The sequence below is a fragment of the Microbacterium sp. Bi98 genome (assembly GCF_918698045.1).
Classification (GTDB): domain Bacteria; phylum Actinomycetota; class Actinomycetes; order Actinomycetales; family Microbacteriaceae; genus Microbacterium.
The window spans coordinates 1-24,594 of record NZ_CAKKLK010000012.1 but is presented as its reverse complement, the minus strand read 5'-3'; the positions used below and the strand labels follow the sequence as shown (position 1 = coordinate 24,594).

The window sequence follows — 24,594 nt, the reverse complement described above, 5'->3', positions numbered from 1 at the left end:
CCGACGAGCGCACCGCGGCATCGTCCGAAAGGACGATCGAGGCGTCCTCACTCCGGGTGCGAAAGGCTCGTCGAGTGGCCGATGACGTCGAATGGGCCGACGGCGAAAGTGGAATGGTCACCGCATCGGAGACAGGAAAGGCACCACAATGTTCGTCGCGTTACGCGATCTCCGCTTCGCCAAGGGGCGATTCATCCTCATCGGCTCCGTCGTCGCCCTCATCACCCTTCTCGTCGGGTTCCTCAGCGGACTGACGGGGGGCCTCGCCATCCAGAACGTCTCGGGCGTGCTCGCGCTCCCCGCAGACCGCATCGTGTTCTCCGCACCCTCGGGCGGCGACGGTGCGGCCAGTTTCGCGGACTCCGCCATCACCGAGCAGCAGGCGAACGACTGGGCGCAGACGGCAGGGGTGACCGACGCGCGCCCCCTCGGCATCAGTCAGACCCGCGCCGAGACGGACGACACCCGGGCCGCGATCGCGGTGTTCGGTGTCGAGCCCGGCTTCGACGCTGCCGCCCCCTCCGAGAACGGACGGCTGCGCCTGTCGGTGCCCGCGGCGGACGCGCTCGCCGCGAAGGTCGGTGAGCAGATCGAGATCGCGGGCGTCTCCTACGACGTCGAGTCGATCGAGGGAGACGGCTGGTACAGCCACACCCCGGTCGTGCAGATGACCCTGCAGGATTGGCAGGCGTACTCGGCATCCACCGGAAACCCTGACGCCTACGCCACGGTCCTCGCTGTCACGGGATCCCCCGACTGGGATGCCGCGGATGCGGCGAACGACACGATCTCCGAGACGACGCTCGGATCGCTGACGGCACTCAGCGCCTTCCGCTCCGAGATCGGATCGCTCCTGCTCATGGTCGGCATGCTGTTCGGCATCTCGGGACTCGTCATCGGGGCGTTCTTCACCGTCTGGACGATGCAGCGCAAGGGCGATGTCGCCGTCCTCAAAGCGCTCGGCGCGAGCACGCGCTCCCTGATCCGAGACGCGTTGGGGCAGGCGCTGATCGTCCTGCTGGCGGGCATCGGCATCGGGCTGAGCCTGGTCACCGCGCTCGGCCTGCTCGCGGGCACCGCCCTCCCGTTCCTGCTGAGTCCTGTCACGACCATCCTTCCGGGCGGCATCATGATCGCCCTCGGCCTCGCAGGCGCCGCCTTCGCCCTGCGCTCCGTCACCTCCGCCGACCCTCTCACCGCCCTCGGGAGCAACCGATGATCCGCCTGAACGACATCACTCTGACCTTCCCCGACGGTGACTCGCGGGTGACCGCCGTGGACGGTGTCTCACTCACGGCTCACCCCGGAACCGTCACCGGCATCACGGGGCCCAGCGGCTCGGGAAAGTCCAGTCTGCTCGCCGTCGCCGGCACCCTCCTGCGTCCGGACTCCGGCGAGATCCTCATCGACGGGAACGACGTCACGGCCCTCAGTCCGGCCGAGGCGACGCGTCTGCGGCGGGACCGGATCGGGATCGTCTTCCAGCAGCCCAACCTCATCCCCTCTCTGACGGCCCGAGAGCAGCTGAGCGTCATGAACGAGCTCGGTGTGCCGCGCAGCCGCCGCCGCGATCGCGCCGCCGCGGCATCCCGTGCGGATGAGCTGCTCGCCGCGGTCGGCCTCGCCGAGCACGGTCACAAGAGGCCGCACCAGCTCTCCGGCGGACAGCGTCAGCGAGTCAACATCGCGCGAGCGCTCATGAACGATCCGAGCGTGCTTCTGGTCGACGAGCCCACCAGCGCTCTCGACCAGGAGCGCGGAGCGAAGATCATCGACCTCATCCTCCGACTCACCGATGAGCGCAACACCTCGACGCTGCTCGTCACCCATGACCTCGTGCACCTGCCGCGCATGCACGGGGTGCTGCACCTCGTGGACGGTCGCGTCACGCGGTAGGCTGACCCGGGCACCGGGTGAGATGGGTATGAGGCGATCCCGTGACCGCGGAGTACGCTCGCTCGTGTGGGGCGGATCACGACGCGGAGACCGATACTGAAGCTCACTCTCGGGGAGGGAGCCACTCGGCGTGCCGACACGCTCGCCGTCGAGGAGCCCCTGGAGATCCGGGTCGCAGGCTCACCGCTCGCCGTCACGATGCGCACTCCGGGGCATGACGTCGAGCTCGCGGCGGGGTTCCTCGTGTCCGAGGGGATCATCGCCCAGGCCGAAGACTTCCATTCGGCGATCCACTGCGGTGGCCCCGGCACCGGTGGACAGGAGAACACCTACAACGTGCTCGACATCGGCCTCGCTCACGGCGTCGCGCTTCCCGACCCCGAGGCCGCTCGGCGCTTCTACACGACCAGCTCCTGCGGGGTCTGCGGCAAGGCCAGCATCGACGCCGTCCGCACGGTGTCGCGGCATCCGGTGTCCGTCGACGATGTCCAGGTCGGGGCCGAGCAGATCGCGTCGTTCCCTGATCGGCTGCGCGCCGAGCAGGCGGCGTTCGACAAGACCGGTGGTCTGCACGCCGCCGCGCTGTTCGACGCCGACTCGGGCGAGCTGCTCGTGCTGCGCGAAGACGTCGGGCGTCACAACGCCGTCGACAAGGTGGTGGGGTGGGCGCTGCTGAACGACCGGCTTCCCCTGCGTCGGCAGATCCTCCAGGTCTCGGGCAGGGCGAGCTTCGAACTGGTGCAGAAGGCCGCGATGGCCGGCATCCCCCTGCTCAGTGCCGTCTCGGCCCCCTCGTCTCTCGCCGCCGAGCTCGCCGAGGAGGCCGGGGTGACGCTCATCGGGTTCGTCCGAGGGCGTTCGATGAACATCTATTCGCACGCGCATCGGGTGCGCCTCGACGGGCTCGCCCCGTCTGCGCACGCCGAAGAAGGGGCACGCCATGCTCGATAGCCAGGGACCCATCGGCACCGCGTTCGGGCTGATGCCCGCCGAGCCGCGTCAGGGCGGATACGGCCCTCGCACCGATCGACCGTGGTCGCGCAAGCCGTACCGGCATCCGGCCGCCGGGTGGGGAGCCGCCGTGTCGGTGGGGCGGGTGGTGCTGGATCAGCGAGAGCCCATCGCCGGACCGCTCGCGATGCTGCAGATGAACCACCCCGTGTCGGGCTACGACTGCCCCGGATGCGCGTGGCCGGACGACCCGGGCAATCTGAAGCTCGACATCTGCGAGAACGGCATCAAGCACGTCACGTGGGAGATGACGCGCAAGCGCGTCGACCGCCGGTTCTTCGCCGAGCATTCGGTCACCGAGCTCGCGACGTGGCCCGATTTCGACCTGGAGGACCAGGGTCGTCTCACCGAGCCGATGGTCTACGACGCCGCCACCGATCACTACGTGCCGATCTCGTGGGACGACGCCTTCGCGCTCGTCGGCGACGAGCTGCAGGCGCTCGACAGTCCCGACGAGGCCGCGTTCTACACCTCGGGGCGTCTGAGCAACGAGGCGACCTTCCTGTATCAGCTGATGGTGCGCGAGTACGGCACCAACAACCTGCCCGACTGCTCGAACATGTGCCACGAGGCCTCCGGACGCGCGCTCAAGGCGTCGATCGCGACCGGCAAGGGCACTGTCGACATGCACGACTGGGACGACTGCGACGCCCTCTTCGTGCTCGGCGTCAACGCGGCATCCAATGCCCCCCGCATGCTCACCGCGCTCTCGGATGCCGTGAAGCGCGGCGCGCAGGTCGTGCACGTCAACCCGCTCGTCGAGGCCGGGGCGACCCGGACGATCGTGCCGCACGACTTCGTCGACATGGCGCGCTTCGCGGCGACGGACACGAGCACCATGAACCTGCAGGTGCGCCCGGGGGGCGATCTGGCGCTGATCCGCGGCATGTCGAAGGTCGTCTTCGAAGCCGCCGCCACCGACCCGTCGGTGCTGGACAGCGAATTCCTCAGCACTCTGACGAACGGCATCGACGAGTACCGCGCACTGGTCGACGCCACGAGCTGGGCAGATCTCGTCGTTCAGTCCGGCCTCACGGAAGAGCAGATCCGCGCCGCCGCTGCGGTCTATCTGGCCTCGGAGCGCACGATCATCAGCTGGTGCCTCGGCGTGAGTCAGCACGAGCACGGCGTCGACACGGTGCGCGAGATCGTCAATCTGCTGCTCCTGCGCGGCAACATCGGCCGCAAGGGGGCGGGCCCGTCGCCGATCCGCGGACACAGCAACGTGCAGGGCAACCGCACGTGCGGCATCGATCACCGGCCGACGGAGGCGTGGCTCGACCGCCTCGCGGAGGTCTGTCGCATCGAGCCGCCGCGGCATCCGGGGCTCGACACCGTCCGCACGATCGAGGCGATGCATGACCGGCGCGTGAAGGTGTTCGTCGGCATGGGCGGCAACTTCGTGCTCGCTGCGCCCGACACCCCGTTCACCGCGCAGGGGCTCGAGAAGTGCCGCCTGACGGTGCAGGTGAGCACGAAGCTGAACCGCAGCCATCTCGTGCATGGCGAGAAGGCCCTGATCCTGCCGTGTCTCGGCCGCACCGAGCGTGACCAGCAGGCGCAGGGCCCGCAGGGCGTCACCGTCGAGGATGCGATGAGCATGGTGCACCTCTCGAGGGGACGCAAGCAGCCGGCATCCGCCTATCTGAGGTCGGAGCCGGCGATCATCGCCGGCATCGCGAAGGCGACCCTGCCGCACACGGCGACGCCCTGGGATTGGTACGTCGGCGACTACGACAACATCCGCGATGTGATGGCGAAGGTGCTGCCGGGGTTCGAGGGCTTCAACGACCTGATCCGCGACCGGCACGGGTTCCGCATTCCGCAGCCCGCCAGGGACCGCGTGTTCGAGACGCCGTCGGGCCGTGCCGAATTCTCCCTGGCTCCACTGCCGAACGTCATCCCCGAGTCCGCCGACACCCTCGTGCTGCAGACGGTGCGCTCGCACGACCAGTGGAACACCACGATCTACTCCAACGACGACCGGTACCGAGGCGTCAAGAACCTGCGCGAGCTCGTCTTCCTGCATGAGGACGACATGCGCGATCGCGGCCTCGTCGAGGGCGATCTGGTCGACATCGTGTCGACGTCGAAAGACGGGTCGACACGGATGCTGAAGGCGTTCCGCGCGGTTCCGTACGACCTGCCGCGCGGCAGCGCCGCCGGGTACATGCCGGAGATGAATGTGCTGATCGGTCGCAAGGACTTCAGCGTCCAGAGCGACCAGCCGCTGATGAAGAGCATCCAGGTGACGGTCTCGCGCGCGAGCGCGTGAGGGCGCTCGCCTGACTCAGGCGTCGACGGTCACTGCCTGAAGAGCGTGCACGACGGGGGCCAGCTCGGGCTGCGTGACCGCCTCGCCGAGAGCACGCTCGAGGGTCTCGTCGTGGACCGGATGCGCGTTCTCGTAGAGCGTCAGGCCCGCCGGGGTGAGCTCGGTGTAGATGCCCCGACGGTCGTCGGCGCAGAGGATGCGGGTGAGCAGCCCGCGGTCTTCGAGCCGTGTCACGAGACGCGTCGTGGCGCTCGGGCTCAGCGCGGTCGCGCGGGCGAGCTGCTGCATGCGCATGTGCCAGCCGTCCTGTCTGCTGAGGGCGTCGAGCACCGTGTACTCGACGACGGACAGGCCGACGGATGCGCCCAGTGCCTTCTCGAGGTCGGCCTCGATGATCCCGTGCAGAGCGGCGAGCGTTCGCCAGCCGCGTGCCCGGATCTCGACAGCGTCGTCTGAGATGCCCACAGTGACCTCCGAAGTAGTTGCTTGCGCGGGATAGTTGCGTATGCAATGATTATCCCTCGTGACGCAATATCCCGCGTCTGCAACTACTTTAGCAGAGGACCACGGAGCACACCCATGCCACTCGGACTCATCGCACTCGCCATCGGCGCCTTCGGGATCGGACTCACCGAGTTCGTGATCATGGGGCTCCTCCCCGACGTCGCCGCGGACTTCGGGGTCACCGAGGCCACGGCCGGCTGGCTCATCTCGGGCTACGCGCTCAGCGTGGTCGTCGGTGCACTCGGCCTCACCGCCGCAACGACCCGTCTGCCCCGCAAACCGGTGCTGCTCGGCCTCGTCGTGCTGTTCATCGTCGGCAATGCGATCACCGCCCTCGCTCCCGACTACACGACCGCCATGATCGGACGCATCGTCGCGGCGCTGTGCCATGGAGCGTTCTTCGGCATCGGATCCGTCGTCGCCGCCGACCTCGTCGCCCCCGAGAAGAAGGCGCGGGCGATCGCGATCATGTTCACCGGCCTCACAGCGGCGAACGTGTTCGGTGTTCCGTTCGGAACCTTCCTCGGACAGCAGTTCGGCTGGCGGTCGACGTTCTGGGTCATCTCCGCCATCGGCATCGTCGCCTTCGCGGGCATCGCCTTGCTGGTCACGGCACCGAAGACGGCAGGCCAGCAGGTGAGTCTGCGCAGCGAGCTCCGGGCCTTCCGGTCCGGGCAGGTGTGGCTGTCGCTCATCGTCACCGCGCTCGCCTTCGGCGGCATGTTCGGCGCCTTCACCTACATCGCCTACACGCTCACCGGGGTCACGGGCTTCGCAGACACCACGGTGCCGTGGCTGCTCGTGCTCTTCGGCGCCGGGCTCGTCGCGGGCAACTGGATCGGCGGACGCCTGGCCGACCGTTCGATCGACCGCACGCTGCTGATCTTCATCGCGGCTCTGGTCGTCGTGCTCGTGCTGTTCGGCTTCTTCGCCTGGTCGCAGCCCGTGACCATCGCGATCCTCGTTCTGATGGGCGCGTTCGGATTCGGCACGGTTCCGGGGCTCCAGAGCCGCATCATGCACTACGCCGGCGGTGCACCGACCCTCGCCTCCGGCGCCAACATCGGCGCCTTCAACGTGGGCAACGCCCTCGGCGCGTGGGCGGGCGGCCTCGGCATCGCCGCAGGGCTCGGCTACACCTCGCCGATCTGGATCGGGGCCGCGATCACCGCATCCGCCCTGGTCGTCATGGTGATCGCCGTGGTCGCAGCCAGGAAGCCGTCGCCCGCCCCCACCGGCACGCTGCAGACCGTCGCCGCGTGACCACCCGATTCGCGGAGAGAGAAAGAAGCACGAGCATGAACGCTCCCATCGTCCCCACACTCACCCTGAACAACGGCATCGAGATGCCGCAGCTCGGATACGGCGTGTTCCAGGTGACGGATGCCGAGACCACGGCCGCCGTCGCTGCCGCCCTCGACGCCGGGTACCGCAGCATCGACACCGCGGCGATCTACGGCAACGAGGCCGGCGTCGGGCGTGCGATCGCCGAGTCGGGCATCCCTCGCGACGAGCTGTTCGTGACGTCGAAGGCATGGATCTCCGACCACGGATACGACGCCGCCCTGCGCGCATACGACGCGTCCCTCGAACGGCTCGGCCTCGATCACCTCGACCTGTACCTGATCCACTGGCCGGCGCCCGCTCTGGCGACGTACCCCGAGACTTGGCGTGCGCTCGAGAGCCTCTACGCGGACGGGCGCGTACGAGCCATCGGCGTCTCGAACTTCGAACCGGAGCACCTCGCGCGCATCGCCTCCGAGGGTCGCGTCGTGCCCGCCGTCAACCAGGTCGAGCTCCACCCGGCGCTGCAGAACCGAGCGGTCGCCGAGGCGAACGCTCAGCGGGGGATCCTCACCGAAGCATGGAGCCCGCTCGCCCAGGGCGCCGTCCTCTCCGATCGCTCGGTCGTCGAGATCGCCGAGCGGCACGAGCGGACGCCGGCCCAGATCGTGCTGCGCTGGCACCTGCAGCAGGGACGCATCGTGATCCCCAAGTCGGTGACCCCCGCTCGCATCGCCGAGAACCTCGACGTGTTCGGGTTCGAGCTCACCGACGACGAGCTGGCCGCGGTCGACCGCCTCGAGCGCGACGGTCGCACCGGCCCCCACCCCGCCGCGTTCAACGGCTGAGGTCCTCGGGGCGGACTGCGGGCGCAGTGGTCACTGCGCCCGCATGAACTCCTCGGCCGCCTGCACCTGAGCGGCGGAGGGGCGGATGCCGGTGTACAGCACGAACTGCTCGAGGGCCTGCAGGGTCGCCACCTCGGCGCCCGTGATGACGGTCTTCCCGGCCGCGCGCCCGGCGGAGATCAGAGGCGTCTCCGCCGGCAGGGCGACGACGTCGAACACGACGGATGCCGCCGCGATCTGCTCCTCGGTGAACGACAGCGCGTGCTCGTCCGCGCCTCCCGCCATGCCGATCGGCGTGATGTTCACGATGATGTCGGTGGTGGCGGCATCCGCATCCGCCGTCCAGGCGAAGCCGTAGAGGTCGGCCAGCCCTCGACCGCGCGCTTCGTTGCGGGCCGCGATCGTGACGCGGCTGAATCCGGCGTCACGGAAGGCGGCGGCGGTGGCCTTGGCCATCCCGCCTGAGCCCCGCAGCAGCACCGATGATGCAGGGTCGAGGGAGTTGCGCTCGATCAGCTGGGCGATCGCGCTGTAGTCCGTGTTGTAGGCGGTGAGCACCCCGTCGTCGTTCACGATCGTGTTCACCGAGTCGATAGCCGTCGCCGAAGGGTCCATGCGGTCGACGAGCGCGATGACGTCTTCCTTGAACGGCATCGAGATCGCGCACCCGCGGATGCCGAGACCGCGCACGCCGGCGATCGCCTGGCCGAGGTCGGTCGGGGCGAAGGCCTTGTAGATCCAGTTCAGGCCCAGCTCCTCGTAGAGGAAGTTGTGGAATCGCGTGCCGTTGTTGCTCGGGCGTGCAGACAGCGAGATGCACAGGGTCATGTCCTTGTTCAGCATGGTCACCGCACCAGGCTACTCGCGCAGTCCGTCCCGTCATTGCCACCGATGACGACGATCGTCAACCCCCCTTGGCGGGATCGAACGGACTCCCCTAGGGTGAAGGTGCATGCACAGGGGATTGATCGTCTCCGTCTTCCCCAGAGACGGGCTGCCTTCCCCAGAGGCAAAGGCGATCCGTGCATGCGATTGGGCCCTCTCGAGTAGTTCTGTCCCCAACGGACTGCTCGAGAGGGCCGCTGTCGTTTGTCTCCATCGCACAAATTTCTAATCTGTCCCCCAAATGGGGGACAAAAGCAGGCGCGAGGGGTTAAGCTGGAATCTGACGCACCCTCCGGTCGTCTTCGGCCCTCATCGCTCCCCCCGCGGTGAGGGCCACACCATTTTCTGAGGGTCTCCATCTGCCCTGTCATGTGACCGCGGACGACCGCTCATGCAACATTTGGGTTACGGGCTGACATCAGGACTTCCGCTCAGCGCGTGCTCCACTAGCGTGGAGCACGTCGGGGCATCCTGCGTCGGCTTCTTTCCAGCAGAACAGGCAGTACATGAGCACCCAGGGCACGGTTAAGTGGTTCAACTCGGAGAAGGGCTTCGGCTTCATCTCCCCCGACGACGGCGGCGCTGACGTTTTCGCGCACTACTCCGCCATCGAGTCATCCGGCTACCGCTCTCTTGAAGAGAACCAGCGAGTCGAGTTCGACGTGGCGCAGGGCCCCAAGGGCCTGCAGGCTGAGAACATCCGTCCGCTCTGAGAGCGGACGTCATAGAACTCCCCGACCGGAGGTCTGCACTCGTTGCGACCCCCGGCGGGGAGTTCTGTGCTTTCCGGCCGGATTACCCCGGCCGGGTGGCCTCCGGTCGGCCGAGATCAGTGGAGCAGCAGCGCGCGCAGTTCGTCGGCGGATGCGGCGCGGAACGCGGCCTCATCGCCTTCGTGCGTGTCGCTGAAGCCCCACTCGACGAAGATCACCGGCACTCCGTTGGCGTTGCCGCCCTCGACGTCGTGATGGCGATCTCCGACCAGCACGGGGCGTGAGATGTCTGCACCGCGCTCGGCCAGACGGCGCAGCGCCTCGGCGACGATGTCGGTCTTCGACGCGAGCGTCGCCTCGTCGGGCGTCGCACCGACCGTCGTGAGGAAGTACGGGCGCAGTTCGAAGAAGTCGACGATCGCATCGACCTGGATCTCGGGCTTCGAGCTGGCGGTCGCCTGAGGCACCCCTGCCGCGTGCAGATCGCGGATGATCTCGGGCACGCCCGGGTAGGTCGCGACATCGGTCGTGTATCCGTCGGCCTTGCCGAGTGTCCGATAGAAGGTGACCGCCTCGGTCGCCTGCTCGGGGGTCATCGCCGCCTGCGCCTGAAACGACTCGAACATGGGCGGCCCGATCCAGTGCACGAGCTGTTCGCGCGTGGGAGCAGGGTGACCGAAGTGCGTGAGGGCCACGTTCAGACGGCGCAGGATGCCGACCGACGCGTCGGCGATCGTGCCGTCGACGTCCCAGAGCACGCACGAATAGGGGGAAGAAGCCATACCTTCCAGCCTATGGGCAGTGCACGACGCGACCGACCGCGGTGGACATCTGTGCAGATGGCCTCAGAACAGGCGGGGGATGCCGGACTCGATGCCCTTCATGTCGTCGTAGTCGAGCACGAGGCAGCGGATGCCGCGGTCCTCGGCGAGCACCCGCGCCTGCGGCTTGATCTCCTGCGCGGCGAAGACGCCCTGCACCGGCGCGAGGTGCGGGTCGCGGCCCAGCAGCTCGAGATAGCGGGTGAGCTGCTCGACGCCGTCGATGTCTCCGCGCCGCTTGATCTCGACAGCGATCGCCGCGCCGGCGGCATCCCTCACGAGCAGGTCGACGGGACCGATCGCGGTCGGGTACTCGCGGCGCACCAGGGTCGCGCCGTCGGAGATGCGCTCGACCTGCTCGGCGAGCAGGCGCTGCAGATCGGCTTCGACGCCGTCCTTCTGCAGACCGGGGTCGACGCCGAGGTCGTGGTTGGTGTCGTGCAGGATCTCGTAGATCTGCACGCGGAGCGCGTCGCCGGTCTTCTTGTGCGTCACTCGCCATACTTCGGTGACACCGGCGATGGACTCCTCCTCGCCGGGTTCCTCGGCCGCGAGGGAGCACGGCGGGCTCATCCAGTTCAGCGGCTTGTAGCTGCCGCCGTCGGAGTGCACGAGCAGACTCCCGTCTCCCTTGTGCACGAGCAGACGCGTGGCGAGCGGGAGGTGGGCATTGAGGCGGCCCGTGTAATCCACGGAGCAGCGGGCGATGACGAGACGCACCCGTCGAGCCTACTTCGTCGGGTCGACTCGTTCTGCTGATGTCAGCATCAGCGCCGAAGTTTCCACATCTGCGGCGGATCGACTCCCGTCGTCGATTACATCGGACTGGATCCTGACATTCTGGGCGGACAGGTCAAGGATGAGGAGATGACGGTGTCGATAGAGCTGGTGACCATGATCGTGACCGTCGCGACCACGCTGCTGGGGCTTGCCGCAGGCTTCGGATGGATGATCACGCGCACGGATGCGCGGTTCGAGATGTTCGAGCAGCGCATGGATGCGCGGTTCGAGAAGGTCGAGCAGCGCATGGATGCGAGGTTCGAGAAGGTGGACGTCGAGCTCGGAGAGGTGAAGATCGCCATCGCCCGACTCGAAGGCCCGGCGCCACGTCTGCTTGTCGCCCGCTGATCTACGAGGCTGACTTCGCGGTGACCGGCGGCGTCGACATCTCGTCCTTGCGGAGCGGGCGCGCGGCACCCGAGAACAGGCCGGACAACACGACCAGGCCGACGAGGATGTAGAGCGTGTTGAGCAGTCCGATGTGCTCGCTGATGAAGCCGAGAACGGGCGGGCCGCCCAGGAACGAGATGTAGCCGATCGTCGCGGCTGCGCTCACTCGCGCGGCCGCCTGGGCGGGGTCGTCTGCGGCGGCGGACATACCGAGCGGGAAGCCAAGAGAAGCGCCCACGCCCCACAGCGCTGCGCCCACGAAGACGAGAGGAAGGCTGGGGGCGAGGATGAAGAGCAGGATGCCGGATGCGGCGGCAACCGCGAGGATGCGCAGCACGGCGACGCGGCCGAACTTGTCGACCAGTGGGCCTCCGAAGACGCGGACGACGGTCATCGCGACCGAGAACGTCGCGAGCGCGGCGGCGCCCAGTGCGGTGCCGCCTCCGTGGTCTTCGGCGACGCCGAGGGCGAGCCAGTCGTTGGCACCGCCCTCTGCGAACGACATGCCGAGCATGACGACGCCGATCGCATAGGTGCGCGGTTCGCGCCAGGCGGACATCGCGACGTCCATCCGTTCCCGCCAGTGCGGCTTCTCTGCGTCGTTGGCCGCGGGGTCGAGCGCCTCTTCGCGTCGCGGCACGTTCGGGATGCTGGCGATGCCGATGGCAGCGATCGCGACGGCGATCACGAGCGTATGGGTGAAGACGTCGATGTGCAGCTGTGCGGCAAGCGCCCCGAGCCCGGCGCCGATCACGGTGCCGAAGCTGAAGAAGGCGTGGAAGAGGGGCAGGATCGTCTTGCCCGAGTGCTGCTCGATCGCGGTGGCCTCGACGTTCATCATGACGTCGACGCAGCCGTTGCCGAGTCCGAACAGCACGAGACCGATCAGCACCACGGAGTACGAGCCGAGGACGTTGGCGCCGATGCCGATGAGGGCCACGCCCGAGGCGAAGGTGAAGATCGACACCATCATGCCGAGGCGCGCGCCGGTGCGTGCCATGATCGCGGGGCTGGTCGAGATGCCGATGATCGAGGCGATGCCCGCGCCGAGCAGCAGCATGCCCACCTGAGCCTTGTCGACCTCGAGGGCGAGCTTGATGTCGGGGACACGGGACGCCCAGGTCGCGATCGAGAGACCGCTGGCGAGGAAGATCGCGAAGATCGCGGTGCGCCAGCGCACGTACTGCGATCGGGAGAGAGCCGTGTCCATGCGGATCAGCATATCGAATCGATTCGATGATCGGGAAGCCGGGGGGCTATCCTCGGAGTATGACGAGCCACGACAGCCCGCGCCGAGCGACGATCGCCGATGTCGCACGCGAGGCGGGAGTTGCCACGTCGACGGCATCCGTCGTCTTCAGCGGCAAGGCCAACGTCGCACCGGCCACGCGCGAGCGGGTGCTCGCCGCGGCGGCGGCCCTCGGGTATGCCGGTCCCGACCCGCGCGCCGCATCGCTGCGTCGAGGACGCAGCGGCATCGTCGCGGTCGTGCTCGAGGGGCACCTGCGTGCGGCGTTCCTCGACCCGGTGACCACCGCCATGATGGACGGCCTGACCGATGGGATGGCCGAGCTCAGTGCCGGCATCCTGCTGATGCGCGACGAGCCGGGAGACGACGAGTCGTCGCTCTCGAACGCACCCGTCGATGCGGTCGTGCTGATCGGGTGCTCGGGGCGCGCCAAGGCGTCGCTCGACATCGTGCGCAGCCGGGGCCTGCCGGTCGTCGTGATCGAGGGTGACGCGGGGGAGGGCATCCCGAAGATCCTGCTCGACAACTCCGCGGCGGCCGCGGACGTCGCACGTCACCTGCGCGACCTCGGACACCGCGACGTCGCACTCGTCACGCTGCCGCTCGACACCCGTCGCGAGCGGGGACCGGTCACTCAGGAGCGAATCGACGCGGCGACGGTGGATGTGACCATCGATCGCCTCACCGGCATGCGCGAGATCTTTCCCGACGCGCCCGCGATCTCGGCCGGAGGCAGCTTCATCGACGAGGGGCTCCTCGCCGGACGGCATCTGCTGGCGGATGCCGAGACGCGGCCGACGGCGATCCTCGCTCAGAGCGATCTGATCGCCGTCGGAATCATTCGAGCCGCGGAGGAGCTGGGACTGCGCGTGCCCGAAGACCTGTCGGTCGCGGGTTTCGACGGGATCGCCGCCGATGGGCTCGGCGACCTCGTGCTCACGACCAGCGTGCAGCCGGCGGTCGAGAAGGGGCGCGCCGCCGGAGAGCAGGTCGCGCGGATGCTCCGAGGAGAACCCGGCCAGACCCTGCACCTCACGTGCCGGTTCCGCGAGGGAACGACCACCGCGGCACCAACCCGCTGACCGGGTCGCTGCGGTCTCGCTCAGCTGCGCTGCGGCCCCAGGGGCAGGGTCTGACTGCCGAAGTCCAGGATCGAGTACCGGCCGCACTCGACCACACGCTCAGGCTGCACCGCCTGCGGAAGATCCCACGGCACGGTCTGCGAATCCTCGACGAGGAAGGACACCTCGCCGACTGCGAAGTCCGTGCGGTTGACCAGCCACGCGTAGCCGTTGAGCTGATGATCGACCTGGACGAGGCGCGAGGGGTCTGCGACATGCAGTGCGGGCAGACGAACGGTCCAGAACTGTCCGGCGCCCGTGCGACCGGAGGCGTCGACCCAGTCCGTCACGCACGCGAGATCGGGGTCCGGCCGGGCGGCCGCGTCCGTCAGGCGCGGGATGCTGAGGCCGCCGACGACGAGAAGCACCACGCCGACGATGGCAGCGGTCGAACGACGCAGGCGGGCGGGGAGGCGAAGCACGCGAGGTGACGCGACGAGCACGAGCACCGGAGCGAAGACGAGAGGCTGCAGGTAACGCGCGGCATGCGTGCCCAGCGCGATCGCCCCGACGACGACGACGATCGGTGCCGCCCAGGCCATCGCGGCGACGAGACGGGTTCCCGGGTCGCCCTGTTGCGCCGTTCTCACGACGGCGAAGACGATGAGGGCGACGGTGACCAGCAGCCCGATCAGCCCGGGGAGGCTCTGACCGCGTTCGGCGATGAGCCGTGCGTAATAGCCGACCGACTCGTGCCAGTGGTCGGGCTGCGCGTAGCCGACGCCGGTGTTCGCGATCCATGCCGCGAACGGAATACGAGCCAGGAAGCCCGCGGTGGTGCCGGCGAGCAGCACCGCGATGAGGGCGAGGATCTGCGCACGCCGCGACGGCGACACGGCGACGATGCCCAGGATGATCGCGAGGAGGAGGGTCGCCCACACCGCGTACAGCGGGTTCGAGAGAGCCGATACGAGCGCGACGGCGCCGAGAGCGATCGACGGCGAGGCTCTGCGGCGGCCGTCGTCGATCACGCGCCGAACGATGCCCACCGTGATGACGACGCCGATCACGGTCGCCGAGTAGTAGGTGGTCGTCAGCTGCAGAGATGCGAGGTCGAGCGCCTCTCGCGACGCCGAGACATCGGTCATCGCGAGCATGCCGAACACCCCGAGCGCGACGACGGACCAGGTGACGGGCGCAGAGCCCGCGCGGCCGCGGCCGGCGACGAGCCGGATGGCTCCATAGAGGGCGAGCAGATTGACGACCGCGCTGATCGCGAAGAGGCCGTTCACCGTCGCAGGCACGGCGGCGTCGATCGCGGTGAACGCCGCGGTCTCGGGCAGGAACAGCACGCTCGACATCGCCCAGTCGAGCGATTCTCCCGACAGCAGCGACCGCGCGAGCATCGCGACGACCAGTGAATCGCCGTCTCGGAAGAGCAGGTCGGACCGGGCTGACGACGCGACCACGGATGCGGTGACGATCGACACGGCGGCAGCGCACATCCAGCCGGCCAGCTCGCGCACCCACGTCCGAGTCACGGGGCTACTCTGCCACGAGCCCGCGGCAGACCCGGGCAGCTGGGCGGTCAGGAGACCTGCGACCTCAGATCCCAGACCTGCTCCAGGGGAGCGGTGCCCTCGGCGCCGTCTTCGTCGCGGAAGAGCTCGACGAAGCGACCGATGTCGGCCTGCCAGGCGTGGTCGGCCGGATCGTCCTCGAGCGCGGCGACCGCGGCATCCCAGTCATCGCAGTCGACCAGGTGGAACAGGCGCCGGCCCGACCTCCAGATCGTCCAGTCGTGGATGCCGATGCGCGCGAAGGTCTCGGCGAGAGCATCCGGGATGCGGGCGTGGTTCGTGCGGTAGTCGTCGACCGCGCCGTCGCGGATCTCGGAGTGCAGAGCGATGCGCATGAGAGGGTCCTTCCGTCAGTCCCTGGGCTGGAACGAGATCGCGACCGGGGTCGTCGCGTCCGCCACCTCGACCAGGATGGCACCATCGACGCGTTCCGCGATCACCGGATGCTCTCCGATCCGTGCGCTGCTCTCGTCGAGCAGGCCGTGCGGATCGGGGAGCTCGACGTGTCCGTTCCGGTCGACGACCGCGTGCACCGCGTCATCCGTGCGTGTCCAGCGCAGCCAGGGGTCGTCGGACGCCGGCATCCGCTCTTCCGGTCGCGCACCGAACACGGCGTGCCCGTGCTGCCTGTTCCAGTGGCCGATGCCCTCGAGGGTCTCTCGTTGCAGATCGGGGATGCGGCCGGACGCCTCGAGGCCGATGTTGAGCAGCAGGTTGCCGCCGCGTGAGACCACGTCGACGAGCAGAAGCACGGCCTCGTGCGCCGACAGCAGGTGCTCGCTCGTCTCCCTGCGGTTGTGGCCGAACGAGAGTCCGATCCCCCGGGTGTTCTCCCACGCCTCGCCGACCTCGACTGCGGTGCCGTGCACGTACTCGCTGGTGCGGAAGTCCCAGTGGGACTCGCCCCAGCGATCGTTGACGACGCCCTCGGGAACCTGTGCGTAGAACGTCTGGAAGGCGTGGGCGATGCTCTTCGGCCCCGGCTCGATTCCCGCAGCCGGCCACCGGATGTCGCCCCAGAGGATGTCGGGACGATAGCGGTCGATCAGGTCGATGACGTGGTCGTGCGCATATTCCGCGTAGGCGAGGTCATCGGGGGCGGGGGCGCCGTCATGGTCGATGGGCGGCAGGTCGGAGAAGTGCCAGTCGAGACCGCCCGAGTAGTACACGCCGAAGCGGAGGCCGGCCGCGCGCGTCGCGTCGGCGAAGGCTCCGATGAGGTCCTGGCCAGGGCCACGGGCGACGGTGTTGCGCCCATCCGTTCCCGGTGCGTCCCAGAGTGTGACGCCGTCGTGGTGCTTGGTCGTGGGGATGAAGTACCGCGCGCCCGTCGCCGCGACCACGGCGAGCACCTCGTCGGCGTCGAACTCCTCGGCCTTCCAGGCATCGAGGAAGTCGTCATAAGGAGCCCCGCCGTAGACCTCCTCGTGATGCCGGTGGGTCGGCGAGCCCTCGATGCGCATGGTGTTGGCGTACCACTCGGCATAGGGATTGTGGGCGTACCACTCGTCCCGTGGCACGGCGCCGAGCTCACCGGTGGGCTCTGCCCAGGCCGGAACCGAGTACGGCCCCCAGTGCACGAAGATCCCCAGTGCGGCGCCGCGGAACCACTCGGGAAGCGGTCGCTCGAACTCGCGGTAGGCCTCGGGACGAACAGGATCGGTCTCGAACATCGCCATCGGTAGGCACCTTTCATCACACCCTTGTGAACGGTTTCGTCTATCACGTATCCTATAGGAAATCTTGAACTCAAAGGAGAGGTTCGATGACAGACGCAGGCTTCCGACGCCCCACAGAGCGCATCCCCGGTGGGGAGTGGTTCAGCGGCGCAGGCTTCGGCCTCTTCGTGCACTGGGACCAGGCGTCGCAGCAGGGCATCGAGATCTCCTGGCCCCTCGTCGGACGTTCGATCATCCCGGGCGAGGATGCCGTGGAAGACGCCGTGACCGTGGCCGAGTACCAGGCGACGGCTTCGACGTTCGACCCCGTGAACTGGGATGCCGCAGATCTCGCGCGTCGTGCCCGCGAAGCGGGAGCCACCTACCTCGTCTTCACGGCACGTCACCATGCCGGATACAACATGTTCTTCACCGAGGAGTCCGACTTCGGCGTGCAGCACGGCCCCTTCGGTCGCGACATCACCCGTGAGTTCGTCGACGCCGTGCGCGCCGAGGGCCTGAAGGTCGGCATTCACTACAGCCTCCCCGACTGGAACCACCCCGACTATCCGGCATTCCGCGATGAGGATCGGCCGTACAAGCTCGAGCACTGGCCCGCCGCGGGCCTCGCCGAGTTCGCCGACACCCCCGACGCCACCGATCGCCACCGGCGGTCGAGTCCGGAGGAGTGGTCGCGCTACCTCGACTACGTGCGGGCGCAGCTGACCGAGCTCCTCACGAACTACGGGCAGATCGATCTGCTCTGGTTCGACGGCGACTGGGAGCGCTCCGCCGTCGAGTGGACGGCGCCGGCACTGCGCCGCCTGATCAAGGAGCTGCAGCCCGATGTCGTCATCAACGACCGCCTGCCCGGCCAGGGCGACTACCGCACCCCCGAGCAGGGCTTCCCGCTCACCCCGCCGACCGGTCCCTGGGAGCTGTGCCTCACGATCGGCGATCACTGGGCATGGCGCACGGGGCCGGACAACGAGAAGTCCGCGCGGTCGCTGCTCGTCACCCTCATCGACGTCGTCGCCCGCGGCGGCAATCTGCTGCTCAACGTGGGGCCCGGTCCCGACGGTGCGCTGGCGGCGGTCGAACAGGAGCGGCTGGGCGAGTTCGCGGAATGGATGCACGCGCACGCCGAGTCCGTGATCGGTGTCGAGCCCACCGTCGGCATCGACTTCCACGGGCCGACGACCGCGCGCGCCGGACGCCTCTACCTGCATCTGACCGCGGTGCCGGTCGACGAGATCATCGTGCGGGGCCTGCCCGTGCGTCGCATCACCCGGGTGCACCGCCTGGCCGACGATCTCGAGCTGCAGCATGACGCGAGCTTCGAGGTGCACGAGGCCTCGATCGCCGGCGACGACCTGGGCGAGCTGCGCATCGTCGCCCCCGCACCGAGCGGCGCCCTGATCGACGTCGTCGCCATCGACTTCTCCGAGTGACCCGAGCACGACCCGAACCCCCGAGCAGCACCCCCTCACCCATCGCATCGAATCAGCATCCAATGAAGGAGGCAGACAGAATGAATGCACTCTCATCCCGACGCGCGAAGCGTCTCATCCTGACAGGCGTCGCGGGCCTCACCGCTCTCACCCTCGCCGGCTGTGCCAGCGGCTCGGGAGGAGGAGGCGGCGACGCCGGCGGCCCTCTCGTGCTCTACACGTGGGCCGCCAGCGAGGGCGATCAGGCGCAGTGGGCTGACTTCATCGACGGCGCCCAGGCCGAGGATCCCGACCTCGACATCACCGTCGAGGGGCCCAGCTTCTCGGACTACTGGACCAAGGTGAAGACCCGCCTCAGCGGCTCGAACCCGCCCTGCCTGCTGACCACGCAGGCGGCCCGCGCGCAGGAGCTCGGCGACCTGCTGATGCCGCTCGACGACCTGATCGAGAAGTCCGACTTCGACATCGAGAACATCGACGCATCCATGCTCAGCGGCATGACGGTCGACGGCACGATCAGGGCGATCCCCTACGACGCCGAGCCGATCGTGCTGTTCTACAACGTCGAGGCGTTCGAGGCCGCGGGTCTCGAACTGCCCGGCACCGAGTACACGCGCGATCAGTTCATCGCGGATGCGAAGGCGCTGACCGACGGCGACAAGAAGGGCCTCGCGCTCGCACCCGGCATCTTCATCCCGAACGCCTGGTCGCTCGCCGACGGCGTTCCGGCCGTGACCGAGGACGGCGAGCTCGACCTCACGAACCCCGACTTCGTCGACCAGATCCAGAGCTTCTTCGACCTGGTGTCGGTCGAGCAGGTCGCCAACGCCCCCGAGGCGGCGGACGGCTCGGAGGTCTCGCAGCAGGCCTTCACCTCGGGCGAGGTGCCGATGCTGATCGAAGGTCCGTGGATGTACGGCAGCTTCGCCGACGCCGCCGACTTCACGCTCGGCGTCACGATCGTCCCGTCGACCAGCGGCGAGGCCGCCGCGATGACGGCGGGTTCGGGCTTCGGCATCGCGGCCAACTGCGACCGCCCGGACGAGGCGTTCGCGGCGATCGAGGCACTGACCTCGGTGTCGGTGCAGGAGAAGCAGGCCGAGGCGCGCGGCATCGTTCCGGCGCGCATCGAGGCGCTCCCGGCCTGGGCTGAGGGCAAGACCGAGGGTGCGGCCGAGGTCGTCGAGGCTCTGCTGGCCGATGCGACCCCGCAGCGCACCACCCCGACCTGGAACCAGGTCGAGACCCTGATGACCCAGTACGGAGTGCAGGGCTACCGGGGTGAGCTGACGGCGGAGGAGATCATGGAGACCATCCAGAACTCGGTCGCGGGCTGAGCGGATGGCGATCATGAGCGAGCGGAGAGAGGCCACGGCCTCCTCTCCCGTGCCCGGCGGGGCGGGAGTGCCCTTCGGCGCTCCCGCCCCGCGGGTTCCCCGCCCCCCGCGACGGCGCGGCCAAGCCTGGGTGGCGGTGGCCTTCCTCGCACCCGGGATGATCGGGTTCGTCCTCTTCATCCTCACTCCGCTGTTCGGGTCGGCCTTCATCAGCCTGTTCGACTGGAAGCTGTTCGGCAGCCCCGACTTCATCGGCTTCGAGAACTACGTCAAGCTGTTCCGCGACCCGACGTTCTACACGGTGCTCGGCAACACCCTGATCTTCGCGATCGTGTACACGGCGCTGAATCTGGTCGTCGCCCTCACCATCTCGCTGTGGCTCAGCACGCGCATGAAGGCGGCCGGGGCGTGGCGGGTCATCTTCTTCCTCCCCGTGATCACGCCCATGGTGGCCAACGCGCTGGTGTGGCGACTCCTGCTCTCGCAGGACGGTCTCGTCAACTCGATGCTCGCGACCGTCGGCGTCGACGGACCGAACTGGCTGTCGGACTCGGCGTGGGCGCTGCCCTCGGTCATCGCGATGTCGGTATGGCAGTCGTTCGGCTACAACGTGATCGTCCTGTCGGCCGGACTCAGCGCCATCCCGAAGGAACTGCTCGAGGCCTCTCGCATCGACGGCACCTCGGCGTGGCAGCGACTGCGCTTCATCATCCTCCCGCTGCTCTCGCCGTCGCTGTTCTTCTGCTCCACGATGACGATGATCGGCGCGTTCCAGGTGTTCGTGCAGCCGCTCTTCCTCACGCAGGGAGGGCCGGGAGAGAGCACCAACACCTTCGTGCTGTACCTGTACCGCAACGGATTCGTCTTCGATCGGCTCGGCTATGCATCCGCTCTCGCGTGGATCCTCTTCCTCGTCGTGATGCTCATCACGGCCCTGCAGTTCGTCGGCCAGCGCAGGTGGGTGAACTATGAGTGACGTCGTGAGCCTGCCCCGTCGTGCGCGTCAGCGCCGTGAGTCGCTCAAGGAGTGGCTCAACACCGCGGCCATCGCCGTGGTCGCGCTGATCTTCGCTTTCCCCTTCATCTGGATGTTCCTCACGGCGCTCAAGCCCGAGAACGAGGTCTTCACCGCCACCCCGCAGATCTTCGGATCGGAGATCCGCTGGGCGAACTTCGTCGAGGCGTGGACCGTCGTGCCGTTCGGACGCTTCATCCTCAACGGCCTGTTCGTCGCGATCCTCGGCGCCGCCCTCTCGGTGGTCGTCGCCGTGCTCTCGGCCTACGCCTTCTCTCGACTGCGGTTCAAGTACCGCGACAAGCTCTTCCTGCTGTTCGTGCTCACTCTCGTGCTGCCGCAGGAGGTGCTCGTCGTCCCGCTCTTCATCATGATCAACAGCTGGGGATGGAACGACAGCTACGCGGCCCTCATCATCCCGTTCGCCTTCACCGCGTTCGGCACGTTCCTGATGCGGCAGTTCTTCCTCACCATCCCCATGGAGTACGAGGAGGCGGCACTGATCGACGGCGCCTCGCGACTGCGCACCCTGTGGTCGGTGCTGCTGCCGCAGCTGGTCGCCCCGCTCAGCGTGCTCGCGGTGTTCTCGTTCATCGGCTATTGGAACTCGTACCTGTGGCCGCTGATCATCATCAACACGCAGGACATGGCCACGGTGCCCCTCGGGCTCGGCATGTTCACCGGTCAGTTCGGCACGCAGTGGTCGCTGCTCATGGCCGCATCGACACTGGCCGTCATCCCCTCGTTGATCCTCGTGCTGCTGCTGCAACGGCAGCTCATCAAGGGGGTCACCCTGGGCGGACTCGGAGGACGCTGATGACCACGACACACCACACCACGAAGCCCGTGCGGGAGGCCGTCGCGGACGCGACGGCCGGCAGCCGCATCGTGCACGCGGAGGCGCAGCTGTGCGACCTGCCCGTCGAGACCGAGCGCACGGATGCCCTGCAGACGTTCGTCAAGCAGGAGACCATCTTCGTGCGGCTGCGCACCGCCGACGGCACCGAGGGCATCGGCTACAGCTACACGATCGGCACCGGCGGCGGGGCGGTGCTCAGCATGCTGCGCGAGACGCTGCTGCCCGCTCTGATCGGGCTCGAGGCCGAGCGTCCCGAAGCGCTGTGGCTCGCACTCTTCGGCATCACTCGCGCCACCACGGTCGGGCCGATCACGGCGCTCGCGCTCGCCGCGGTCGACACCGCGGTCTGGGATGCGAAGACCCGTCGCGCCGGACTCCCGCTCTGGGTCGCCGCCGGAGGTGCGTCGCCCTCCGTGCCCGTGTACGACACGGAGGGCGGATGGCTGCACTTCCGCACCGACGAACTCGTCGCCCATGCGGTCGCCGCCAAAGAGCGCGGCATGGGCGGCGTGAAGATCAAGGTCGGCATGCCGCGAGGGCACCAGGACCTCGAGCGACTGCGTGCCGTGCGCGACGCGGTCGGACCCGGCATGGACATCATGGTCGACGCGAACCAGTCGTTCACGGTCGCCGAAGCCGTGCGTCGAGCCCGGCTGTTCGAGCAGGTCGACGTCTTCTGGTTCGAAGAGCCCCTGCCTGCGGAGGACGTCGAGGGGCATCGTCTTCTGGCGCGCTCGACGTCGGTGCCGATCGCGGTCGGCGAGAGCATGTACTCGCTCGGTCACTTCCGCGAGCACCTGCAGCGTGGCGGCGCGTCGATCGTGCAGGCCGACGTCGCCCGGGTCGGCGGGATCACTCCGTGGCTCAAGATCGCGCATCTGGCCGAGTCCTTCAACGCCCCCGTCGCGCCGCACTTCCTCATGGAGCTCCACGTCTCCCTCGTCTGCGCGATCCCCAACGCGCTGTACCTCGAGCACATCCCGCAGCTGCGAGCGGTCACGACGGGCGAGATCCGCATCGAGAACGGTCGCGGGTGGGCGCCGACCCAGGCGGGCCTCGGCATCCCCTGGAACGATGACGCCCTGGGCCGGCTGATCGTGTCATGAGTGCGCCTGTCTCCACCGCAGCGAAGCCCGTCGCGATCGGACGCGGAGGGCTTCTCGCCCCGCCCGTCGCCTATGGGGCTGCCGCGCTCGGCAATCTGTACCGGGCGCTGGACCACCGGGAGTGGCCGCGGATCGTGCCGGCCGCGTGGGAGGGCGGCGTGCGGTACTTCGATGTCGCGCCGCACTACGGTCTCGGCCTCGCCGAGCGACGCCTCGGCGAGAGCCTGCGTGAGCTCCCGCGTGAGGAGTGCATCGTCTCGACCAAGGTCGGACGCCTGCTGGTTCCGCAGGATGCCGAGGGCCGCTCGGACCTCGACAACCTGTTCGACGTGCCGGCGGATCATCGGCGCGTGCGCGACTACTCCCGCGACGGCGTGCTGCGCTCGGTCGAGCAGTCGCTCGAGCGCCTCGGACTCGACCGCATCGACATCGCTCTCGTGCACGATCCCGATGAGCACGAGCGCGAGGCGCTCGAGGGTGCCTTCCCCGCCCTGAGCGAGCTGCGGGACCAGGGCGTCATCCGCTCGTTCGGTGCCGGCATGAACCAGAGCGGCATGCTCACGCGATTCGTGCAGGAGACGGATGCCGACGTCATGATGGTCGCCGGGCGCTGGACGCTGCTCGACCAGTCAGCCGCCGATGACCTGCTCCCGATCGCCCGGGAGCGTGCGGTGACGGTGCTGGCCGCCGCCGTCTTCAACTCGGGAATCCTCGCGACGGATGCTCCCGCTCGCGATGCCACGTTCGACTACGGCCCCGCGGACCGCTCGGTGCTCGCCCGGGCTCAGGCGATCGCCCGGGTCGCCCGGCATCATGGCACCACACTCCCCGAGCTGGCCGCACAGTATCCGCTGACGCATCCCGCCGTGGGCGCGGTGGTGATGGGCGGTGCCAGCGCGGAGCAGGTCGCGCGCAACAGCCGTCTCGTCGCACGCCCGGTCGCCGAGGCGGTCTGGGACGATCTGCGTGATCGCGGTCTGATCGCCGACGAAGGGCACCCCCTACGATGAGACTCATGTTCGGCGACGACGAGGCACGCGGACCGAGGCCGCTTCCGGCGCGGCGCGCGCTCGTCGACGACGTGTACGACGCGGTGCTCGGCCTGCTCATGGACCAGGTCATCGAACCGGGAGCCAAGGTCAACATCGACGCGGTCGCCCGCGACCTCGACGTGTCTCCGACGCCCGTGCGCGAGGCGCTGACGCGGCTCGAGTCCGAAGGGCTCGTCGCGAAGCGGGCGCTGAAGGGCTATGTCGCAGCTCCTCTGCTCGACGCGGCGGGCCTGCGCGATCTGTACGACATGCGCGAGCTGCTGGAGCCGGAGGCGGCGCGGCGTGCATCGGCGCATCTCGACCACGAGACCGAGACCGAGCTGGCGGAGTCCGTGGTGACGATGCGTACAGCGTCGGCACCCGATGAGGACGAGCGCTTCCGCAACTACCGGCGGTTCATCGACGAGGATCTGCACTTCCATCACCTGATCGCGGAGAGTGCGCAGAGTCCGCTGCTGTCGGAGGCCATCGTGCGGCTGCGTGCGCACATGCACCTCTACCGGCTGAACTTCCGCCACGACTTCGAAGACGACACCGTGAGCGAGCACGAGAGCATCCTCGACGCGCTGCGCCGACGCGACCCCGAAGCCGCCGCCGCGGCGATGAGGATGCACATCGCGAACTCGTACGACCGTCTCGGTCCGGCGCTCGCTCGGCAGGCTGAGAACGCATCCGAATGAGCTGATTCTGCGTGCGAGATCGCGCAAATTGCCCGAAAATCCGGGGGAAACCGACCATTTGCATGGTCGGGCGCCGACATGATCGACCCTGAAGCGCGGAATATCAAGGTAAACTCGATATCGACACCCGCCCGCCCTG

General features: G+C 68.4%; 24 protein-coding genes. 16 read left to right on the top strand and 8 right to left on the bottom strand.

What is annotated here, in order from left to right:
- The first annotated feature begins 148 nt into the window (after positions 1-148).
- From LQZ85_RS15080 to LQZ85_RS15065, 4 genes are all read left to right on the top strand, one after another.
- A complete protein-coding gene (locus LQZ85_RS15080) occupies positions 149-1,219 on the top strand; it encodes an ABC transporter permease (protein WP_230101127.1) in 1,071 nt (356 codons plus the stop codon).
- On the top strand, positions 1,216-1,896 hold the full coding sequence (locus tag LQZ85_RS15075; protein ID WP_230101126.1) for an ABC transporter ATP-binding protein: 681 nt from the start codon (positions 1,216-1,218) through the stop codon (positions 1,894-1,896). The genes LQZ85_RS15080 and LQZ85_RS15075 overlap by 4 nt, the downstream gene beginning before the upstream one ends.
- Positions 1,897-1,962: 66 nt before the next feature.
- Positions 1,963-2,847: a formate dehydrogenase accessory sulfurtransferase FdhD gene (gene fdhD, locus LQZ85_RS15070; protein ID WP_230101125.1), complete on the top strand. Its 885-nt coding sequence runs from the start codon at positions 1,963-1,965 to the stop codon at positions 2,845-2,847.
- Positions 2,837-5,182 (top strand): FdhF/YdeP family oxidoreductase, encoded by a 2,346-nt coding sequence (locus LQZ85_RS15065; protein ID WP_230101124.1) that lies wholly within the window; start codon positions 2,837-2,839, stop codon positions 5,180-5,182. Before fdhD ends, LQZ85_RS15065 begins: the two co-directional genes overlap by 11 nt.
- 15 nt (positions 5,183-5,197) lie before the next feature.
- Here LQZ85_RS15065 and LQZ85_RS15060 read toward each other — a convergent pair whose 3' ends face one another.
- Positions 5,198-5,647 (bottom strand): MarR family transcriptional regulator, encoded by a 450-nt coding sequence (locus LQZ85_RS15060; RefSeq protein WP_230101123.1) that lies wholly within the window; start codon positions 5,645-5,647, stop codon positions 5,198-5,200.
- Between the two features lie 114 nt (positions 5,648-5,761).
- Here LQZ85_RS15060 and LQZ85_RS15055 point away from each other — a divergent pair, with 114 nt between their 5' ends.
- On the top strand, positions 5,762-6,949 hold the full coding sequence (locus LQZ85_RS15055; RefSeq protein WP_230101122.1) for an MFS transporter: 1,188 nt from the start codon (positions 5,762-5,764) through the stop codon (positions 6,947-6,949).
- 35 nt (positions 6,950-6,984) lie between these two features.
- Positions 6,985-7,818 (top strand): aldo/keto reductase, encoded by an 834-nt coding sequence (locus LQZ85_RS15050; RefSeq protein ID WP_230101121.1) that lies wholly within the window; start codon positions 6,985-6,987, stop codon positions 7,816-7,818.
- A 30-nt stretch (positions 7,819-7,848) separates the two neighbouring features.
- On the opposite strand, the gene LQZ85_RS15045 is transcribed toward LQZ85_RS15050, so the two are convergent.
- Positions 7,849-8,667: a shikimate 5-dehydrogenase gene (locus tag LQZ85_RS15045; protein ID WP_285363590.1), complete on the bottom strand. Its 819-nt coding sequence runs from the start codon at positions 8,665-8,667 to the stop codon at positions 7,849-7,851.
- Between the two features lie 542 nt (positions 8,668-9,209).
- Between LQZ85_RS15045 and LQZ85_RS15040 the strand changes: the two genes are divergently transcribed.
- The gene (locus LQZ85_RS15040; RefSeq protein WP_042540947.1) at positions 9,210-9,416 is read left to right on the top strand and encodes a cold-shock protein; all 207 of its coding nucleotides are present in this window, start codon (positions 9,210-9,212) and stop codon (positions 9,414-9,416) included.
- A 116-nt stretch (positions 9,417-9,532) separates the two neighbouring features.
- Here LQZ85_RS15040 and LQZ85_RS15035 read toward each other — a convergent pair whose 3' ends face one another.
- Together LQZ85_RS15035 and nucS are read right to left on the bottom strand one after the other, a co-directional pair.
- Positions 9,533-10,198: an HAD hydrolase-like protein gene (locus tag LQZ85_RS15035; RefSeq protein WP_072590425.1), complete on the bottom strand. Its 666-nt coding sequence runs from the start codon at positions 10,196-10,198 to the stop codon at positions 9,533-9,535.
- A gap of 63 nt (positions 10,199-10,261) precedes the next feature.
- On the bottom strand, positions 10,262-10,957 hold the full coding sequence (gene nucS / locus LQZ85_RS15030) for an endonuclease NucS (protein WP_056275812.1): 696 nt from the start codon (positions 10,955-10,957) through the stop codon (positions 10,262-10,264).
- A gap of 147 nt (positions 10,958-11,104) precedes the next feature.
- Here nucS and LQZ85_RS15025 point away from each other — a divergent pair, with 147 nt between their 5' ends.
- Positions 11,105-11,365, top strand: coding sequence for a response regulator (locus LQZ85_RS15025; protein ID WP_230101120.1), 261 nt, complete (start codon positions 11,105-11,107; stop codon positions 11,363-11,365).
- 1 nt (position 11,366) lies between these two features.
- On the opposite strand, the gene LQZ85_RS15020 is transcribed toward LQZ85_RS15025, so the two are convergent.
- Entirely contained in the window at positions 11,367-12,617 is a 1,251-nt protein-coding gene (locus LQZ85_RS15020) for an MFS transporter (protein ID WP_230101119.1), read from the bottom strand.
- Between the two features lie 59 nt (positions 12,618-12,676).
- Between LQZ85_RS15020 and LQZ85_RS15015 the strand changes: the two genes are divergently transcribed.
- Entirely contained in the window at positions 12,677-13,738 is a 1,062-nt protein-coding gene (locus tag LQZ85_RS15015) for a LacI family DNA-binding transcriptional regulator (protein WP_230101118.1), read from the top strand.
- A gap of 20 nt (positions 13,739-13,758) precedes the next feature.
- Here LQZ85_RS15015 and LQZ85_RS15010 read toward each other — a convergent pair whose 3' ends face one another.
- From LQZ85_RS15010 to LQZ85_RS15000, 3 genes are read right to left on the bottom strand one after another with little or no spacing between them, the layout of a single operon-like run.
- Positions 13,759-15,258, bottom strand: a complete 1,500-nt coding sequence (locus LQZ85_RS15010; protein ID WP_230101117.1) for a hypothetical protein — start codon at positions 15,256-15,258, stop codon at positions 13,759-13,761.
- 47 nt (positions 15,259-15,305) lie between these two features.
- A complete protein-coding gene (locus tag LQZ85_RS15005; protein WP_053098302.1) occupies positions 15,306-15,632 on the bottom strand; it encodes an L-rhamnose mutarotase in 327 nt (108 codons plus the stop codon).
- A gap of 15 nt (positions 15,633-15,647) precedes the next feature.
- Complete coding sequence (locus LQZ85_RS15000; RefSeq protein ID WP_230101116.1) at positions 15,648-16,976, bottom strand: alpha-L-fucosidase; 1,329 nt, start codon at positions 16,974-16,976, stop codon at positions 15,648-15,650.
- Positions 16,977-17,062: 86 nt separating this feature from the next.
- Here LQZ85_RS15000 and LQZ85_RS14995 point away from each other — a divergent pair, with 86 nt between their 5' ends.
- The 7 genes from LQZ85_RS14995 (at position 17,063) to LQZ85_RS14965 (ending at position 24,455) form a co-directional block, all read left to right on the top strand.
- Entirely contained in the window at positions 17,063-18,406 is a 1,344-nt protein-coding gene (locus tag LQZ85_RS14995; protein ID WP_230101115.1) for an alpha-L-fucosidase, read from the top strand.
- An 80-nt stretch (positions 18,407-18,486) separates the two neighbouring features.
- Positions 18,487-19,743 carry a sugar ABC transporter substrate-binding protein gene (locus LQZ85_RS14990; protein WP_230101114.1) on the top strand — a complete coding sequence of 419 codons (1,257 nt, stop codon included), beginning with the start codon at positions 18,487-18,489 and terminating at the stop codon, positions 19,741-19,743.
- 13 nt (positions 19,744-19,756) lie between these two features.
- The gene (locus LQZ85_RS14985; RefSeq protein ID WP_230101113.1) at positions 19,757-20,719 is read left to right on the top strand and encodes a sugar ABC transporter permease; all 963 of its coding nucleotides are present in this window, start codon (positions 19,757-19,759) and stop codon (positions 20,717-20,719) included.
- Positions 20,712-21,575 carry a carbohydrate ABC transporter permease gene (locus tag LQZ85_RS14980; RefSeq protein ID WP_056275831.1) on the top strand — a complete coding sequence of 288 codons (864 nt, stop codon included), beginning with the start codon at positions 20,712-20,714 and terminating at the stop codon, positions 21,573-21,575. Before LQZ85_RS14985 ends, LQZ85_RS14980 begins: the two co-directional genes overlap by 8 nt.
- Positions 21,575-22,723 carry a mandelate racemase/muconate lactonizing enzyme family protein gene (locus LQZ85_RS14975; protein WP_082586465.1) on the top strand — a complete coding sequence of 383 codons (1,149 nt, stop codon included), beginning with the start codon at positions 21,575-21,577 and terminating at the stop codon, positions 22,721-22,723. The genes LQZ85_RS14980 and LQZ85_RS14975 overlap by 1 nt, the downstream gene beginning before the upstream one ends.
- Entirely contained in the window at positions 22,720-23,733 is a 1,014-nt protein-coding gene (locus tag LQZ85_RS14970) for an aldo/keto reductase (RefSeq protein WP_230101112.1), read from the top strand. The genes LQZ85_RS14975 and LQZ85_RS14970 overlap by 4 nt, the downstream gene beginning before the upstream one ends.
- Before the next feature lie 5 nt (positions 23,734-23,738).
- Complete coding sequence (locus LQZ85_RS14965) at positions 23,739-24,455, top strand: GntR family transcriptional regulator (protein WP_053098309.1); 717 nt, start codon at positions 23,739-23,741, stop codon at positions 24,453-24,455.
- Positions 24,456-24,594 lie beyond the last annotated feature (139 nt).

Coding starts and splice junctions, on each gene's coding strand:
- LQZ85_RS15080 (WP_230101127.1), top strand. CDS start 149: ATGTTCGTCGCGTTACGCGATCTCCGCTTCGCCAAGGGGCGATTCATC.
- LQZ85_RS15075 (WP_230101126.1), top strand. CDS start 1,216: ATGATCCGCCTGAACGACATCACTCTGACCTTCCCCGACGGTGACTCG.
- LQZ85_RS15065 (WP_230101124.1), top strand. CDS start 2,837: ATGCTCGATAGCCAGGGACCCATCGGCACCGCGTTCGGGCTGATGCCC.
- LQZ85_RS15055 (WP_230101122.1), top strand. CDS start 5,762: ATGCCACTCGGACTCATCGCACTCGCCATCGGCGCCTTCGGGATCGGA.
- LQZ85_RS15050 (WP_230101121.1), top strand. CDS start 6,985: ATGAACGCTCCCATCGTCCCCACACTCACCCTGAACAACGGCATCGAG.
- LQZ85_RS15040 (WP_042540947.1), top strand. CDS start 9,210: ATGAGCACCCAGGGCACGGTTAAGTGGTTCAACTCGGAGAAGGGCTTC.
- LQZ85_RS15035 (WP_072590425.1), bottom strand. CDS start 10,198: ATGGCTTCTTCCCCCTATTCGTGCGTGCTCTGGGACGTCGACGGCACG.
- LQZ85_RS15025 (WP_230101120.1), top strand. CDS start 11,105: ATGACGGTGTCGATAGAGCTGGTGACCATGATCGTGACCGTCGCGACC.
- LQZ85_RS15020 (WP_230101119.1), bottom strand. CDS start 12,617: ATGGACACGGCTCTCTCCCGATCGCAGTACGTGCGCTGGCGCACCGCG.
- LQZ85_RS15015 (WP_230101118.1), top strand. CDS start 12,677: ATGACGAGCCACGACAGCCCGCGCCGAGCGACGATCGCCGATGTCGCA.
- LQZ85_RS15005 (WP_053098302.1), bottom strand. CDS start 15,632: ATGCGCATCGCTCTGCACTCCGAGATCCGCGACGGCGCGGTCGACGAC.
- LQZ85_RS15000 (WP_230101116.1), bottom strand. CDS start 16,976: ATGGCGATGTTCGAGACCGATCCTGTTCGTCCCGAGGCCTACCGCGAG.
- LQZ85_RS14995 (WP_230101115.1), top strand. CDS start 17,063: ATGACAGACGCAGGCTTCCGACGCCCCACAGAGCGCATCCCCGGTGGG.
- LQZ85_RS14990 (WP_230101114.1), top strand. CDS start 18,487: ATGAATGCACTCTCATCCCGACGCGCGAAGCGTCTCATCCTGACAGGC.
- LQZ85_RS14985 (WP_230101113.1), top strand. CDS start 19,757: ATGAGCGAGCGGAGAGAGGCCACGGCCTCCTCTCCCGTGCCCGGCGGG.
- LQZ85_RS14980 (WP_056275831.1), top strand. CDS start 20,712: ATGAGTGACGTCGTGAGCCTGCCCCGTCGTGCGCGTCAGCGCCGTGAG.
- LQZ85_RS14975 (WP_082586465.1), top strand. CDS start 21,575: ATGACCACGACACACCACACCACGAAGCCCGTGCGGGAGGCCGTCGCG.
- LQZ85_RS14970 (WP_230101112.1), top strand. CDS start 22,720: ATGAGTGCGCCTGTCTCCACCGCAGCGAAGCCCGTCGCGATCGGACGC.
- LQZ85_RS14965 (WP_053098309.1), top strand. CDS start 23,739: ATGTTCGGCGACGACGAGGCACGCGGACCGAGGCCGCTTCCGGCGCGG.